Origin of the sequence: Sphaerisporangium corydalis (genome assembly GCF_025506355.1) — a bacterium.
In the GTDB taxonomy this organism is placed as follows: Bacteria; Actinomycetota; Actinomycetes; order Streptosporangiales; family Streptosporangiaceae; genus Sphaerisporangium; species Sphaerisporangium corydalis.
This window is the reverse complement of the sequence record NZ_JANZYP010000017.1, coordinates 23,143-38,937: the sequence shown is the minus strand read 5'-3', so window position 1 is coordinate 38,937 and position 15,795 is coordinate 23,143. Positions and strand designations below refer to the sequence as shown.

Genomic DNA, 15,795 nt, shown 5'->3' with positions numbered 1-15,795 from the left:
GATGCGCGCGGCACGCGTCCTGCTCAGGCCCGTCGGCTTCGCCGGTTTCGGCCTCCTCACCGTCGTCTTGCTGGTCGCGGTGTTCGGACCGGTCCTGTGGGACGGCCGTGCCACGGTCATCGACACCGGTGACCTGCTCGCCGGCCCCTCAGGCGAGCACTGGATCGGCACCGACAACCTCGGCAGGGACCTGTTCTTCCGGGTGCTGGTGGCCACCCGGCTCTCGATCACGCTGGCCCTGGCGGCGACGGCGATCGGCATGGTGCTGGGCGTCGTCCTCGGCGCCGCGCCGATGCTGACCGGACGGCGGGTGGCCCGCTTCATCACCTCGGCGGTCAACGTGCTGGTCGCCTTCCCCGGCCTGCTGCTCGTCCTGTTCTTCGCCGTCGTCTTCGGCGTCGGCGCGCGGGGGGCGGCGCTGGCGGTGGGCCTCGCCGGGGCGCCCGCGTTCGCCCGGCTGTGCCACACGCTCCTGTCCGGCGTCTCGGAGCGGGACTACATCGCCGCCGCCCGTATCGCGGGCGTGAGCAAATTCCGCATCCTGGTCCGCCACGCCCTGCCGAACATCGCCGAACCGCTGATCGTGAACGCGACCATGGCCGCGGGCGGGGTGCTGCTCACGTTCTCCGGGCTCTCGTTCCTCGGGCTGGGCGTCCAGGCCCCGTCCTACGACTGGGGCAAGCTCATGCAGGACGGGCTCAACGGCATCTACGTCCACCCCCTCGCCGCGCTCGGGCCGGGCATCGCCGTCGTCCTCGCGGGCCTGGCGTTCAACCTCACCGGCGAGGCCTTCGCGGCCGCCTTCGGCATCGACGTGATCCCCGGCGTGGCGCGCGTCCGCGCGGTCCGCGGCGCCGCCGGCGAGTCCGCCGGGCCCGCGGTCGCGGCGCCGGACCCCGAGCCCGGCACGGTCCTGTCGGTGGACGGCCTGCGGGTGACGATCCCCGGCGCCCGGCGCCCGATCCACGCGGTGCGGGGCGTCACGTTCGCCATCCGGGACGGCGAGGCCGTCGGCGTGGTCGGCGAGTCCGGCTCGGGCAAGTCGGTGACGGCGCTGGCCGTGGCCCGGCTCATCGAGGAGCCGGTCCGCGTCGACGCCAACCACCTGGTCTTCGCCGGAGAGGACCTCATGGCCGCCGACGATCCCGCGTCGTTGCGCAAACGCCTCGGCACGTCGCTGGTCGTCGTCTTCCAGGACCCCATGACGTCCTTCAACCCGGCCCACCGGGTCGGGCCGCAACTGGCCGAGGTGGGCCGCTTCCACCAGGGGCTGGGCCGCAGGGCGGCCTTCGCCCGCGCGGTCGACCGCCTCCACGCGGTCAAGCTCCGCGAGCCCGAGCGGCGCGCGCGGCAGTACCCCTTCGAGTTCTCCGGGGGGATGCGCCAGCGGGCGATGATCGGCATGGGCCTGATGGGGACGCCGCGGCTCATCATCGCCGACGAGCCGACCACCGCCCTGGACGTCACGGTCCAGCGGCAGGTCCTCGCGCTCCTCGGCGAGGTGCGCGGCGACACCGGTGCCGCCCTCCTGCTCATCAGTCACGACGTCTCGGTGGTGACGGAGGTGTGCGACCGGGTGCTGGTGATGTACGCCGGCCTCATCGTCGAGGAACTGCCGGCCCGCGACCTCGGGACCCTCGCCCGGCACCCGTACACGCGGGCGCTGGTCGCGGCCGTGCCGGACATGGAGACCGACCTGACGCGGCCGCTCGCCGTCATCCCCGGCACGCCGGTCGACCCCTCCGACGTCCCGGCCGGCTGTGCCTTCGCGGCACGCTGCCCGCTCGCCGACGACCACTGCCGCGCCGTCGAACCCCCGCTCCAGGCCGACGCGGCGGGCAACCGCGTGGCCTGCCACAAGGCCGGGTGGCCGCTTCCCGCCGACAGCGCGGAGGTCACCGTATGAGCCTGCTCAGCTTCCGCGGCGTCTCGGTGCGCTACGGCTCGCACACCGTGCTGAAGGACGTCAGCCTCGACGTCGCCGGCGGCGAGGTCGTGGGCCTGGTCGGCGAGTCGGGCTCGGGGAAGTCGACGCTGGCGCGGGCCGCCGTCGGCCTGGCGCCCGTGACGACCGGCGAGATCCTGCTGGACGGGCGGCCGGTGCCGAACCGGGGCCGCGCGCGCCCGGTGCAGATGGTCTTCCAGGACCCGTACTCCTCGCTCGACCCGCGGATGACCGTGGGCGAGAGCATCGCGGAGGCCATGCGGGAACGCCTCGGCAAGGAGGCACGGCGTGCGGAGATCGCGCGCCTGCTCGCGCTGGTCCACCTGGACGCCTCACGCGCCGACGACCTTCCCGTGCGGCTCTCCGGCGGCCAGCGTCAGCGGGTCGCGCTGGCCCGGGCGCTCGCCGCCCGGCCCGAGGTGATCCTCGCCGACGAGATCACCTCGGCGCTGGACGTCTCGGTGCAGGGCGCCGTGCTCAACCTCGTCCGGGACATGCGCCGCGAACTGGGCCTGTCCATGTTGTTCATCTCCCACAACCTGGCGGTCGTCCGCTACGTCGCCGACCACGTGGCGGTGCTGTACGCCGGAGAGATCGTCGAGTACGGCCCGACCGCGCGAGTGCTCGGCGCGCCACAGCACGACTACACCCGCCATCTTCTCGCCGCCCTGCCCGGAGCCGTGCGCCGCACCTCATCGGGAAACGGGCGGCCCGCCCCCACCTCGGCCCTGAAGGAGCAGACGTGACCACCACCATCGACCAGGTCCACTGGCAGAACCGCCTCGACGAACTCGCGGCGAAGCACGGCATCCCGGGCGCCCAGCTGGGCATCCTCCGGCTCGGCGCCGACGGCGCGGACGACGAGCTCGTCACCGCCGCGACGGGCGTCCTGCACACCGGCACCGGTCAGCCCGCCGGTACGGACTCGGTCTGGCAGATCGGCTCGATCTCCAAGGTGTGGACCGCGACCGTCGTCATGCGGCTCGTCGACGAGGGCCGGTTCACCCTCCGCACCCCGGTCGTGGAGGTCCTGCCGGAGTTCCGGCTGCGCGACCCCGAGGCCACCGCGGCGGTGAGCGTCTGGCACCTGCTCACCCACACCAGCGGCATCGACGGCGACCTGTTCACCGACACCGGCCGCGGTGACGACGCGCTGGAGAAGTACGTCACGCTGGTGGCCGACTCCGCGCAGAACCACCCGATCGGCGCCACCTGGTCCTACTGCAACGCCGGATACTCCGTGCTCGGCCGGATCATCGAGGTCGTCACCGGCCAGACCTGGGACGCGGCGATCAGGGAGATGCTCTTCGCCCCGCTCGGCCTGACCCACACCTCGACCCTGCCCGAGGAGGCCATGGTCTTCGCGCACGCGATGGGCCACGTCAAGGGCGCCGACGGCACGGTGCCCGCGCCCGTGTGGGGCCTGCCCCGCGCGGTCGGCCCGGCCGGCCTGATCACGGCGACCGTCACCGACGTGCTCGCCTTCGCCCGCATGCACATGTCCGGCGGGGCCGCCGCCGACGGCACGCGGGTGCTGACGCCGGAGAGCGCCGAGGCGATGTCGGCCTACCAGACCGACTGCCCCGAGAAGCACCTGCTCGGCGACTCGTGGGGTCTTGGCTGGTTCCGCTGCGACTGGCACGGCCACCGGGCCTACGGGCACGACGGCAACACCATCGGGCAGGCGGCGTTCCTGCGCATCCTGCCGGAGGCCGGCGTCGCGGTCTCGCTCAACACCAACGGCGGCCACACCCACGACCTCTACATCGACCTCTACGACGAGATCTTCGGCGAGCTCACCGGCGTGCGGCTGCCCGAGCCGTTCGAGCCGCCCGCCGAGCCGTCCGCGACCGACGTGGCGCCGTACGCCGGCACCTACGAGCGCGAGTCGGTGCGCATGGAGGTGTTCGAGGACGACGGCAAGCCGAGCCTGCGTGTCACGGTGATGGGCCCGCTGGCCGAACTCGAGGTCACCCCCGTCGAGACCTACGAGATGATCCCGGTCTCGCAGGGCGTGTACGCGGTCCGTCCCGAAGGCATGGAGTCGTGGGCGCCGGTGACGTTCTACTCGCTGCCCTCGGGCGAGGAGTACGTCCACTACGGCGCCCGCGCGACCCCGAAGAAGCTCGGCTGACCGTGCCCGGCATCTCACATGGCTCCCTCGGCCTCGACACGTTCCTCGCCGACCTCAGGGAACTCGTCGAGTGCGAGTCGCCCTCCTCCGACCAGGCCGCGGTCGCGAGGTCGGCCGATCTGGTCGCCCGCGTCGGCGCCGCGCGGCTCGGCGCCGAACCGGAGCGGATCACCATCGACGGGTGCGCGCACCTGCGGTGGCGCTTCGGCGACGGCGACCGCCAGGTGCTGCTCCTGGCCCACCACGACACCGTCTGGCCGCTCGGCACCCTGGCGACCCACCCGTACGGGATCGCCGGCGGCGTGCTGCGCGGCCCGGGCTGCTTCGACATGCTCACCGGCCTGGTCATGGCGATCCACGCCGTCGCCGGCCTGCCCGTGCGCGCCGGCGTCACCCTGCTGGTGACCGGGGACGAGGAGATCGGGTCGCCCAGCTCGCGCGCGCTGATCGAGCAGGAGGCCCGCCGCTCCAAGGCGGTGCTCGTGCTGGAGGGATCGGCCGCCGGCGGCGCGCTCAAGGTGGCGCGCAAAGGCGTGTCGCTGTACGAGGTCGGGGTCACCGGCCGCGCGGCGCACGCCGGGCTGGAGCCGGAGAAGGGCGTCAACACCACGCTCGAACTGGCCCACCTCGCGATCGCGGCGAGCGCCCTGAGTGATCCGGCGGCCGGCACGTCCGTCACGCCGACCGTGATCGCGGCGGGCACCACGACGAACACGGTGCCCGCCTCCGGGTCGTTCGCCGTGGACGTGCGCGCGCGAAGCCACGACGAGCAGCTGCGGGTCGACCGCGAGCTGCGCGATCTGACGCCGACCGTCCCCGGCGCGGTGATCGAGATCAGGGGCGGTGTCAACCGGCCGCCGCTGGAGGAGTCGGCGAGCCGCTCGCTGCTCGAACGGGCCATCGCCCTCGCGGCGCGGCTCGGTCTGCCGCCGGTGTCCGGCGCGAGCGTGGGCGGCGCCTCGGACGGCAACTTCACCGCGGGCGTCGGGACCCCGACGCTCGACGGCCTGGGAGCGGTGGGCGGCGGCGCCCACGCCGACGACGAGCACGTCGTCGTCGCCAGACTGCTGGACCGCACCGTGCTGGTGCGCGAGCTGGTCGCCGAACTTCGGGAGGACGGGGCGTGAGCATCGAGGCTTCTTCCCTCGACCTGGCGGCGGAGGACGCGGCGAGGTGGGCCGCGAAGGCGGCGGTGGTGATCCGGGAGGTACGGGACCTGCACGAGGCCCGCGCCGTGATCGACCTGCTCGTGGGCATCTGGGGCCGGCCGGAGAACCCGCTCATCACCGTCGAGTTCCTCCGCGCGCTGACGAAGGCGGGCAACTACGTCACCGGCGCCTACGCCGGGGACCGGCTCGTCGGCGTGTGCATCGGCTTCCACGCGGAGCCGGCGGCACGCACCCTGCACAGCCACATCGCCGGGGTGGCGCCGGGGCTGGCCGGCCGCGGCGTCGGGCGGGCGATCAAGCTGCACCAGCGGGCGTGGGCGCTCGCCCGCGGCATCGTCACGATCGAGTGGACCTTCGATCCGCTGGTCAGCCGCAACGCCTACTTCAACATCGTCAAGCTGGGGGCGCTCCCCGTGGAGTACCTCACCAACTTCTACGGCGTGATGCACGACGCGATCAACGGTGGCGACGACACCGACCGGCTTCTGGTGCGCTGGGACCTGCTGTCGCCGCGCGCCCTCGCCGCCTGCTCCGGGACGCCGTTCGAGCGCCCGATCGGCGGCGCGCCGTACCGGAAGGTCGCGGCGCCGGCCGACATCGAGGCCCTGCGGGCCGGCGACGCCGCCGCCGCGGCGGCCTGGCGCCTCCGGCTCCGCGACGAGCTGGAGCCGCTGATGGCCTCCGGCGGCCGCGTCGTCGACTTCGACGCCGGCTTCGGCTACCTCGTCGAGCTCGCCCGACCGTGACATCGAACAGATCCGGAGAAAAGTCATGAAGCTCCGCGGAGTCGAACTTCGCCGTATCTCGATGCCGCTCGTGTCACCGTTCCGGACCTCGTTCGGCACGCAGACCGGGCGCGACATCCTCATCCTCAAGGCCGTGACGGACGACGCCGAAGGCTGGGGCGAGTGCGTCGCGATGACCGACCCGCTCTACTCGAGCGAGTACGCCGACTCCCAGGCGGACGTGCTGCGGCGCTTCCTGCTCCCGAAGCTGGCCTCGGCCGAGGGACGTGACGCGGTCGCGCGCTCGGGCGCGGCGGCCGTCGCCGGCCTGCTCCACCCGTTCAAGGGGCACCGCATGGCCAAGGCGGCCGTGGAGATGGCGGTCCTGGACGCCGAGCTCCGCGCGCTCGGCCGCTCGTTCGGCCGCGAGCTCGGCGCGGTCGCCGACCGGGTCCCCAGCGGCGTCTCCGTGGGCATCCACGACACGGTCCCGCACCTGCTGGAGGTCGTCGAGGGCTACCTGGACGCGGGGTACATGCGGATCAAGCTGAAGATCGAACCGGGGTGGGACCTGGTCCCGGTGGCCGCCGTACGCGAGCGGTTCGGCGCGGACGTGCCGCTCCAGGTCGACGCCAACACGGCCTACACGCTGCGCGACGCGCGCCACCTGGCGAGGCTCGACGAGTTCGACCTGCTCCTGATCGAGCAGCCGCTGGAGGAGGAGGACGTCCTCGGGCACGCTGAGCTGGCACGGCGGATGGCGACGCCGATCTGCCTGGACGAGTCCATCGTCTCCGCGCAGACCGCCGCCGCGGCGATCACGCTCGGCGCCTGCCAGATCATCAACATCAAGCCCGGCCGGGTCGGCGGCTACCTGGAGGCCCGGAAGATCCACGACCTGGCCGCGGCCCACGGGCTCGCGGTCTGGTGCGGGGGGATGCTGGAGACGGGCATCGGCCGGGCGGCGAACGTGGCCCTGGCCGCCCTGCCGGGATTCACGCTGCCGGGGGACGTCTCCGCCTCCGACCGCTTCTACAAAACCGACATCACGGAGCCGATCGTCATCGAGGACGGTCACATCGCCGTGCCGACCGGCCCTGGGCTCGGGGTCACGCCCATCCCTGACCTGCTCGACGCGGTGACGACGTCGACCGAGTGGATCGCCTTCTGACCGTCGGCGGGCCGCGTCCGCGCGGTGCTGACGCCCTTCCGATCACCGGCGGGCGAGGTGAGGACCTCCGTGTGACCAGGCCGGATCGGGCGTGGGGCCGGCCGCCTATACTGCCGGGCGTGAGCCAGCGTCCGCGTGCCAGCCTCGGGCGAGTGCTGGACGACCTCGGGACGACGCTCCTCGAACTGGTCGCCGGCGACGTCGGCCGGCCCGGAGAGATCAGCGGGCTCGTCATCTTCGACCCGCTGGACGAACCCGTGCCGCCGCCGCGCTCGCTCGTGCTCGGGGTCGGCGTCGACCCGGCCGGCGGCACGCTGCCGGGCCTGCTCCGCTCACTCGGCGGCCACGGCGCGGTGGGGCTCGTCGTCCGGGCCCCGGTGACCCTGACGGCCGAGGTGCGGGAGGCGGTCCAGGAGAGCGGCGTGGCGGTGATCGGCCTGCGCCGGGGTGCCACGTGGGCGCAGCTCACGGCCCTCATGCGGGCGATGCTCGCCGAGGGGGACATCGGTGTCACCGGCCACGAGTCGCTCGGCGGGCTCCCCTCCGGTGACCTGTTCGCGGTGGCCAACGCCGTGGCCGCGCTGCTGAACGCCCCCATCACCATCGAGGACCGCAACTCCCGGGTGCTCGCCTTCTCCGGCCGCCAGGACGAGGCCGACCCCTCCCGCGTGGAGACGGTCATCGGCCGTCAGGTGCCCGAGCGGTACGCCACGCGGCTGACGGAACTGGGCGTCTTCCGCGACCTGTACCGCTCCCAGCGGCCGGTCGTCGTCACGCCGGAGGACCTGGGGTACGAGGGGATGACGGTGCAGCGCGTCGCCATCGCGGTCCGCGCCGGCGACGAGATCCTCGGCTCGATCTGGGCGGCCATGGACGGCGACATCGACGCCGAGCGCACGCAGGCGCTGCTCGACGTCTCCAAGCTCGTCGCGCTGCACCTGCTGCGGATCCGCGCCGGCGCCGACGTCCAGCGACGGCTGCGCACCGACCTGATCGGGACGGTACTCGAAGGGGGCGCCGGGGCACGGGACGCGCTCGTGCGGCTCGGCCTGGCCGGTCGCCGCCTCGTCATCGTCAGCGCGGGCCTGCTGGCCGACGACGATCACGCCCGCGCCGACCAGAGCAGGGCCGCCGACCTCGAACGGCTCGCGGACGCGCTGTCGGTCCACCTGTCGGTGACGGTGCCGTCCTCGGCGATGGGGACCGTCGGCGGCACGGTCTACGGCCTGCTGCCCGTGGTCGTCTCGACGGGCGCCCCCGAACAGCGCGCCGTCCGGCTGGCGTCCGACTTCGTGGACCGGGTCGGCGGCGGCCTTCGCGCGATCGTGGCGGTGGGCCCCGCGGAATCGGAGATCAGCGGGATCGTCCGCGGCAGGGCCCAGGCCGACCGGGTGCTCCGGGTGATGCGGGAGGGGCACACCACCCTCCGGGTGGCCCGGCTCGATGACGTGCAGACGCTCGCCCTGATCCTGGAACTGCGTGACCTCGCGGCCGCGCGCGACGAGCGGCCGGGCGGCGCGATCGCCCGCCTGATGGAGTACGACGAGCGGAACGGCGCCGGCCTGGTCGAGTCCCTGGAGGCCTGGCTGGACGCCCACGGCGACGTGGCCAAGGCGGCCGGCGCCCTGTTCATCCACGCCAACACCCTGCGCTACCGGCTCAGGCGTGTCACCGAGGTGGGCGAGATCGACCTGGACGACCCCGAGCAGCGGTTCGCGGCGATGCTGCAACTGCGCATCCTGGCGCCACGCTGAACCCGTAGATCCGCCTCATGGGCGAGGCGATTCGCGCCATGGGCGAGGCGATCCGTCATGGGCGAGGCGATCTGTCATGGGCGAGGCGAGTCCCGCCGGGCCGAGCGCAGGAGCCGGTCGGCGAGCGCCGCCACCAGGTCGCGCAGTTCGGCCGGCCGCTCGACGACGAAGGGCAGGTCCAGCGAGGCGAGCACGCCGGGCAGCCAGTCGAGCCGTTCCACGCGCAGTTCGACGCGCGACCACTGCCCGGCCGGGGAGTCCGCGCCCGGCGGCTCTTCCACGCGCGCGACGCCGGCCGGGAGCCGGGTGCGGATCCGCTCGGCCGTCCCCTGGATCAGCAGCGTCACCTCGTGCCGGTACGGGGTCGCGGCGAGCCCCGCGAGGACGCGCCGCGCCGGATCGAGCTCGGCGGGCGGGTCGAACGAGCCGGGCAGGGTCCTGGCGCTGGTGATGCGATCCAGCCGGAAGGTCCGGTCCTCGCCGATCGCCGGATCCGCGCCCGTCACGTACCACCTGCCCGCGTGGGCGACGAGCCCGTAGGGGTGCAGGGTGCGGTGGCTGCGCCGGCCGTCGGCGGCGGTGTACCGGACCGCGATCGGCCGGTGGTGGCGTACCGCGTCGGCGATGGAGAGCAGGACGACCGTCTCGGGGGCGGCCGGCTCGCCCGGCGGGGTCGTGAAGACCAGGGTGCCGAGGACGGCGTCGAGCCTGCGGCCGAGCCGGTCGGGCAGCACGCGCCGGACCTTGGCCGCCGCGGTCTCGCTCGCGGTGCCGGTGGCCGTCATCAGGCCGGCCCGCCGGCCCGCGACCAGGCCGAGGAGCACGGCGAGCGCCTCGTCGTCGGTCAGCATGAGCGGAGGCATACGGAAGCCGGGGGCGAGCCGGTAGCCGCCGTAGCGTCCGCGCACCGACTCGACCGGCACGTCGAGGTCGACCAGATGGCCGACGTAGCGGCGCACCGTGCGCTCGTCGACCTCCAGCCGATCGGCCAGTTCGGCCCTGGTCCTGACGTCTCCGGACTGCAGGAGCTCCAGCAGGGCGAGCACGCGGGCGGTGGGTCGGGACATGCCTGGAAGTCTGCCGCAGATAGTGGGCGGATTGTGTCCAGTATCGGTCGTAGCGTGTGGTCACCACCACCGCCGACCGGCCAGGAGAGCACCATGGACTTCATCTCGATCCGCCTCATCACCGGCGACGTCGCCCGCCTCGCCGGGTTCTACGAGCGCGTCACCGGAGTGGAGGCGAGCTGGGCCAACGAGGATTTCGCCGAGATCAGGACCGCCTCGGCCACCCTCGCGATCGCCGCCACCCGCACCGTCCCTTTGTTCGCGCCGGGCTCGGCCCGCCCCGCCGACAACCACAGCGTCATCATCGAGTTCCTCGTCGACGACGTGGACGTGGTGTACGAGAAGCTGGCCGGCCTGGTGGAGGACTTCGTCAACCGGCCCACCACGATGCCCTGGGGCAACCGCTCCCTGCTGTTCCGCGACCCTGACGGCAACCTCGTCAACTTCTTCACCCCCGTCACCCCCGACGCCATCGCGAAGTTCACCCGCTGACGACGGGCCCGTCCACCGGATCGTCAGGATCACGCCCTCCGGCCGGCCAAGGCGCCCACCACCTGCCGGCGCGTGATCCGGGCCGCGCGGGGCGAGCCGTTCGCGGCGGCCGGTGGTCTCAGGTCAGGTAGCGGAGCCACAGGTAGGGCGTCACCAGCGTGACGGTGACGAGGGTGACGATCAGCCCGTACTTGGTGAAGGTCCAGAAGCTGATCGGATGGCCGTTCCTGGCGGCGATGCCCAGCACGACCACGTTGGCCGCGGCGCCCACGGCGGTGGCGTTGCCGCCCAGGTCGGCGCCGAAGGCCAGCGCCCACCACAGCACTCGGGCGTGCTGACCGCCGCCGTTCGCCTGCACCAGGTCGGCCACGATCGGGCTCATCGTCGCCACGTACGGGATGTTGTCCACGATCGCCGACAGCGCGGCCGACGCCCAGAGGATCACCATGGTGGCGAGCCCGAGCCGCCCGTCGGTGGCGGTGACCGCCAGTTCGGCGACGCGCCCGATGACACCGGTCTCCACCAGGGCGCCGACCATGACGAACAACCCCATGAAGAAGATCAGCGTCTCCCATTCCACCTCTTCGATGGCCTGCTCGGTGGTCACCTTGGTGGCGGCCACCAAGATCCCCGCGCCCAGGATCGCCACCACCGACGGCTCGTAGTGCAGGATCGGGTGCAGCACGAAGCCGGCCAGCACCAGGCCGAGCACGGCCAGGCCCTGCCACAGCAGGGTGCGGTCGGTGATCGCCTCCCGTTCGTCGAGCCGCATGATCTCGGCGACGCGCTCAGGGTCGTAGACGAACGCCTTGCGGAACATCACCCGGCACAGCCCGATGAACGCCACCATCAAGATGACCACCATGGGCGCCATGTGGACCAGGAAGTCGTTGAACGACAGGCCCCCCCGGCTCGCGATGATGATGTTGGGCGGATCGCCCACCAGCGTGGACGTACCGCCGATGTTGGAGGCCATCGCCTCGGCGATCAGATAGGGCACCACCGGCAGCGCCAGTCGTTCACACACCAGGAACGTCACCGGCGCGACCAGCAGCACCGTGGTGACGTTGTCCAGCAGCGCCGAGGCCGCCGCGGTGATGATCACCAGCAGCACCATCAGCCGGTACGGCCGGCCCCGCGCCCTCTTGGCCGCCCAGATCGCCAGGTACGCGAACACGCCGGTGCGCTTGAGCACGCCGACGATGACCATCATGCCCATCAGCAGGAAGATGACGTTCCAGTCCACGCCGCTTGTCTCGGAGAAGAACGCTGCGCCGGCGTCGGTGGCATGGATCAGCAGCATGAGGGCGGCACCACCGAGGGCGGCGGCCACCCGGTGGACGCGCTCGGTGGCGATCAGCGCGTACGCGCCGAGGAAGACCGCGACCGACAGCCAGGCCTGCGGGCTCACGCGGAGCCGGAGGTGCCGGTGGAAAGGACGGTGAGGGGGTCACGAGGACACACGGCGGGCTCCTGCGAGGTCGACGGCGGAACTGCCGACCAGACTTCCCGGCTCACCTGCCGACGAGCCTATCAACAACGTGAGAGCTGACGATCGGCCGACGGCGGCACGGTCGTTCCTTGCGTCATACGCAAGAGGGAATGCGTCAATCGCAAACGGTGCTTAGTGTCGTAGACAGCGCAGTTCTCTCAGCCACACGAAGGGCCACGACCATGACCACCGGATACCCGACCGACGAACCGCCTCCTGAGACCGTCGACGCCGTGGTGATCGGCGGCGGCGCCGCCGGGCTGAACGGCGCGCTGATGCTCGCCCGCTCCCGCCGCTCGGTCATCGTGGTCGACGGCGGCACACCCCGCAACGCGCCGGCCGACGGCGTGCACGGCCTGCTCGGCCTGGAAGGCATCGCACCGGCGGAGCTGCTGAGCATCGGCCGCGAGAACGTGACCCGCTACGGCGGGCGGATCATGGCCGGCGAGGTGACCTCCGCCGTCCCGGCCGCCTCCCCCGCCGGGAGCGACCCTCGCTTCACCGTCACCCTGGCCGGCGGCGGCGTCCTGCGCACGCGGCGGATACTGGTCGCCACCGGGCTGCGCGATCAGCTGCCCGACGTCCCGGGGCTGGCCCGGCACTGGGGACACGGCGTCGTGCACTGCCCGTACTGCCACGGCTGGGAGGTGCGCGACGAACCCATCGGGATCCTGGCCGTGGGCCCGGCCTCCGTCCACCACGCGCTGCTGTTCCGGCAGCTGACCGACGACCTGGTCTACTTCACCCGCGGCACCGGCCTGGACGAGGACACCCGCGCGCGTTTCGCCGCACGCGGCGTCCGGGTCGTGGACACGCCGGTGGCCGGGGTCGAGTCCGACGAGAAGGGCATCACGGGCGTACGGCTGGCCGACGGGCGGATCGTGCCCCGCCGTGTGATCGCGGTCGCCACCACCATGCTGGCCCGCACCGACGGCGTCACCGGTCTTGCCCTGCCGATGGCGGACCTGCCCAAGGGCATGGGCCGCCACTTCGTCACCGGCCCGGCGGGAAGCACCTCCGTGCCGGGCGTGTGGGTGGCGGGCAACGCCACCGACCTGTCCGCGCAGGTCGGCGGGGCCGCCGCGGCCGGCGCCCTGGCGGGGGCGCACATCAACGCCGACCTGGTGACCGCCGACACCGACGCGGCCCTCGCCGGGGCGCGCCCGGGCACGGCCGCCGCGTGAGCCACCCGGCGCACCCCACCGGCCGATGCCGGGCACCCGCCCGGCCGCGCCGGCCGCCGGTTCTTACGGCTCGCGAACGGTCCCGGGTGGTTTCGCCGCAGCCGGTGGGAGGGGGCCTACCGTCGGCCGGGTGAGGGTACTCGTGACCGGTTCGGCCGGGTTCATCGGAAGTCATGTCGTCGAGGCGCTGGAGGAGGCCGGGCATGAGGTGAGGAGTTTCGACCTGCGCGGCGGGCAGGACGTGCGCGACGCCGCCGCGCTCGGCCGGGCGCTGCCCGGAATGGAGGCGGTGGTCCACCAGGCGGCCAAGGTGGGGCTCGGCGTCGACGTCGCCGACCTGCCCGAGTACACGTCGGTCAACGCCCACGGCACGGCCGTGCTGCTGGCGGCGATGGCCGGGCACGGCGTGGGACGGCTGGTGCTGGCGTCCTCGATGGTCGTCTACGGGGAAGGGGCGTACGAGTGCCCCGCGCACGGGCGGGTACGGCCGGGTCCGCGCGCTGCGGCGGACCTGTCACGGGGGCTGTTCGAACCCCGCTGTCCCGCGTGCGGCTCCCCGGTGGCGTCCGCCGCCATCGCCGAGGACGCGCCCGCCGACCCGCGCAACGCATACGCCACCACCAAGCTCGCCCAGGAACACCTGAGCGCCAACTGGGCCAGGGAGACCGGGGGCACCGCGGTCGCGCTGCGCTACCACAACGTGTACGGGCCGAGGATGCCCAGGGACACGCCGTACTCCGGCGTGGCCGCGATCTTCCGGTCCGCGCTGGCGGCCGGCCGTGCGCCGAAGGTGTTCGAGGACGGCGGGCAACGGCGTGACTTCGTGCACGTCCGCGACGTCGCCTGGGCGAACGCCGCCGCCCTGTCCGGCGGCGCGCCGGGCGTCCTGGCCGCGTACAACATCGCCAGCGGTGAGCCGCGCACGGTCGGCGAGATGGCCGTCGCGCTGGCCGCCGAGCGGGGCGGCCCGGATCCGGTGGTCACCGGCGAGTACCGGCTCGGCGACGTCCGGCACATCATGGCCGCGCCCGGCCGGGCCGCGGCGGAGCTGGGCTTCCGGGCGAGCGTGGGCTTCGCCGAGGGCATGAAGGAGTTCGCCGGCGCCCCCCTGGCCTGACGATCCCCCCGGCGCCCGCCTGGCGATCCCGTGCCCGCCTGACGATCCCCCGGTGACGGCCCGGCGATCCCTCCTGGTGCCGGTCTGACGGTCGCTTCCGAGCCCGTCACCAGGGGGAGAGGACCAGCCCCTGCAGCAGCAGGCCGGTGACCACCTGGGCGGCGAGCGTGCGGCGCCCGGGCGCGTACGCCGCCGCCAGGCCGATCCACACGGCGAACGGCACCCAGATGCGCTCCACCTCGCCCCGCGTCACCCCGCTGACGTCCAGCGCCAGCACCGCCACCAGGGCCGCGGCCACGACGGCCGCGGCGCCGTGGCGGCGTGCCAGGTCCGGCACGGCGGACACGATCCCAGGCAGGGGGACGCGCCCGCCGGCCGGGCAGCGGAGGAGATGGCGCCCCGCGCGGACGAGGCCCGCGGTGGTGGCCGGCCCGGTGACCAGGGCGAGGACGCCCACGTTCGCCACCAGGAAGTACAGGTAGGGGCGGGCCGCGCCCGGGTCGCCGGCCCACTGCGCGTGGGTGGCCGCCACCCCGGCGAGCCAGGAGAAACCGGCTATCGCGAACGCGCAGGTCACCGCCGCCGCGCCGGCCAGGGCGGCGAGCACCGCCTGGCGCGGCAGCCGTACCAGCAGGGCGGCGGTCACCGGGATCACCAGGTAGGGCACCAGCCCGTAGCTCAGGTACGGCAGGGCGCCGAGCAGCACCCCCGCCCCCGCCGCGCACCACGTCCTCGCCGTGGTGCCCCGGCCGAGCAGCAGGAGCGCGACGCCCCACGCGCCGACACCGGCGAAGAAGGCGTCCATCGTGGTGGCGATCCAGACCGAGACCGGGGTGAGGGCGAGGTACGGCAACGCCCGCCGGGCCGCCGCCTCCCCCGCCAGGCGGCGCACGGTCAGCCCGATCGCCACCGTCGCCGAGCATCCGACGAGGATCACCTCGATCGCGGCCCACAACGGCCCGCCCAGACCCACCGCGGCCGACGCCCAGACCACCAGCACCGGCAGCGGCGGATGCCCCCGCACGTGCGTCGGGTACCCCGGCAGCCGCTCAGTGAAGCCCGCCAGCCAGCCGAGCGGATCCTGGCCCACCGAGGGCAGCACCGCCAGGTACTCCTGGGGGTGCGTGAGCGGCGCGGCCGGCCCGTCGGCCGAGATCGCCAGCAGGAACGTCCATGCCAGCGCGAACCCGTAAGCGATGAACAGGGCCCGCCGGAAACCGCCCCGGCCCACCCACCGCGGCAGGTTCCGTACGGCGACCACCGCGAAGGCGGCCGCGGGCAGCAGCGTGACCGTGAGCACCCGGAAGTGCGCGTGCAGCGGCGGCAGGTGGTCGATCCGCAGCACGCCCAGCCCGTGCAGGACCGCGCCCACCGCGAAACAGCCGGCGACCAGCGCCGCCCATCCGGCGAGCGCCCCGCGGCCGGCCCTTCCGCCCGTCTCCCGCGACTGGGCGGCAGGGGCGGCCGTTCCCAGGCCCGATCTTTGCGCCACACCGTAACAGTAGTTCTGAGCTGGGCTTTTCGAAGAGGGCGTCACCGCACCGT

The 15,795-nt window shown here is 73.6% G+C and carries 13 protein-coding genes; 10 read left to right on the top strand and 3 right to left on the bottom strand.

The window, feature by feature from the left end:
- Position 1 precedes the first annotated feature (1 nt).
- The 7 genes from NYZ98_RS14615 (at position 2) to NYZ98_RS14585 (ending at position 8,898) form a co-directional block, all read left to right on the top strand.
- The gene (locus tag NYZ98_RS14615) at positions 2–1,906 is read left to right on the top strand and encodes a dipeptide/oligopeptide/nickel ABC transporter permease/ATP-binding protein (protein ID WP_262843301.1); all 1,905 of its coding nucleotides are present in this window, start codon (positions 2–4) and stop codon (positions 1,904–1,906) included.
- Entirely contained in the window at positions 1,903–2,691 is a 789-nt protein-coding gene (locus tag NYZ98_RS14610; protein ID WP_262843300.1) for an ABC transporter ATP-binding protein, read from the top strand. Before NYZ98_RS14615 ends, NYZ98_RS14610 begins: the two co-directional genes overlap by 4 nt.
- Positions 2,688–4,079: a serine hydrolase domain-containing protein gene (locus NYZ98_RS14605; protein ID WP_262843299.1), complete on the top strand. Its 1,392-nt coding sequence runs from the start codon at positions 2,688–2,690 to the stop codon at positions 4,077–4,079. The genes NYZ98_RS14610 and NYZ98_RS14605 overlap by 4 nt, the downstream gene beginning before the upstream one ends.
- 2 nt (positions 4,080–4,081) lie before the next feature.
- A complete protein-coding gene (locus NYZ98_RS14600) occupies positions 4,082–5,206 on the top strand; it encodes a M20 family metallopeptidase (RefSeq protein ID WP_262843298.1) in 1,125 nt (374 codons plus the stop codon).
- The gene (locus NYZ98_RS14595) at positions 5,203–5,994 is read left to right on the top strand and encodes a GNAT family N-acetyltransferase (RefSeq protein ID WP_262843297.1); all 792 of its coding nucleotides are present in this window, start codon (positions 5,203–5,205) and stop codon (positions 5,992–5,994) included. Before NYZ98_RS14600 ends, NYZ98_RS14595 begins: the two co-directional genes overlap by 4 nt.
- Positions 5,995–6,019: 25 nt before the next feature.
- Positions 6,020–7,144, top strand: coding sequence for an o-succinylbenzoate synthase (gene menC / locus NYZ98_RS14590; RefSeq protein WP_262843296.1), 1,125 nt, complete (start codon positions 6,020–6,022; stop codon positions 7,142–7,144).
- Positions 7,145–7,263: 119 nt separating this feature from the next.
- Positions 7,264–8,898: a PucR family transcriptional regulator gene (locus NYZ98_RS14585; protein ID WP_262843295.1), complete on the top strand. Its 1,635-nt coding sequence runs from the start codon at positions 7,264–7,266 to the stop codon at positions 8,896–8,898.
- A 74-nt stretch (positions 8,899–8,972) separates the two neighbouring features.
- Here the strand turns inward: NYZ98_RS14585 and NYZ98_RS14580 are convergent, their stop codons facing one another.
- Entirely contained in the window at positions 8,973–9,965 is a 993-nt protein-coding gene (locus tag NYZ98_RS14580) for a helix-turn-helix transcriptional regulator (RefSeq protein WP_262843294.1), read from the bottom strand.
- 93 nt (positions 9,966–10,058) lie between these two features.
- On the opposite strand from NYZ98_RS14580, the gene NYZ98_RS14575 reads away from it, so the two are divergent.
- Positions 10,059–10,457 carry a VOC family protein gene (locus tag NYZ98_RS14575; RefSeq protein ID WP_262843293.1) on the top strand — a complete coding sequence of 133 codons (399 nt, stop codon included), beginning with the start codon at positions 10,059–10,061 and terminating at the stop codon, positions 10,455–10,457.
- 118 nt (positions 10,458–10,575) lie between these two features.
- On the opposite strand, the gene NYZ98_RS14570 is transcribed toward NYZ98_RS14575, so the two are convergent.
- Positions 10,576–11,868 (bottom strand): ArsB/NhaD family transporter, encoded by a 1,293-nt coding sequence (locus tag NYZ98_RS14570; RefSeq protein ID WP_262843292.1) that lies wholly within the window; start codon positions 11,866–11,868, stop codon positions 10,576–10,578.
- A gap of 263 nt (positions 11,869–12,131) precedes the next feature.
- Between NYZ98_RS14570 and NYZ98_RS14565 the strand changes: the two genes are divergently transcribed.
- Entirely contained in the window at positions 12,132–13,133 is a 1,002-nt protein-coding gene (locus NYZ98_RS14565; RefSeq protein ID WP_262843291.1) for an NAD(P)/FAD-dependent oxidoreductase, read from the top strand.
- 130 nt (positions 13,134–13,263) lie between these two features.
- Positions 13,264–14,250 carry an NAD-dependent epimerase/dehydratase family protein gene (locus NYZ98_RS14560; protein ID WP_262843290.1) on the top strand — a complete coding sequence of 329 codons (987 nt, stop codon included), beginning with the start codon at positions 13,264–13,266 and terminating at the stop codon, positions 14,248–14,250.
- Between the two features lie 106 nt (positions 14,251–14,356).
- On the opposite strand, the gene NYZ98_RS14555 is transcribed toward NYZ98_RS14560, so the two are convergent.
- Complete coding sequence (locus NYZ98_RS14555) at positions 14,357–15,742, bottom strand: hypothetical protein (RefSeq protein WP_262843289.1); 1,386 nt, start codon at positions 15,740–15,742, stop codon at positions 14,357–14,359.
- Positions 15,743–15,795: the final 53 nt, after the last annotated feature.

Excerpts from the sequence above, each read along its gene's own strand:
- NYZ98_RS14615 (WP_262843301.1), top strand. The coding sequence starts at position 2 with ATGCGCGCGGCACGCGTCCTGCTCAGGCCCGTCGGCTTCGCCGGTTTC.
- NYZ98_RS14610 (WP_262843300.1), top strand. The coding sequence starts at position 1,903 with ATGAGCCTGCTCAGCTTCCGCGGCGTCTCGGTGCGCTACGGCTCGCAC.
- menC (WP_262843296.1), top strand. The coding sequence starts at position 6,020 with ATGAAGCTCCGCGGAGTCGAACTTCGCCGTATCTCGATGCCGCTCGTG.
- NYZ98_RS14580 (WP_262843294.1), bottom strand. The coding sequence starts at position 9,965 with ATGTCCCGACCCACCGCCCGCGTGCTCGCCCTGCTGGAGCTCCTGCAG.
- NYZ98_RS14575 (WP_262843293.1), top strand. The coding sequence starts at position 10,059 with ATGGACTTCATCTCGATCCGCCTCATCACCGGCGACGTCGCCCGCCTC.
- NYZ98_RS14565 (WP_262843291.1), top strand. The coding sequence starts at position 12,132 with ATGACCACCGGATACCCGACCGACGAACCGCCTCCTGAGACCGTCGAC.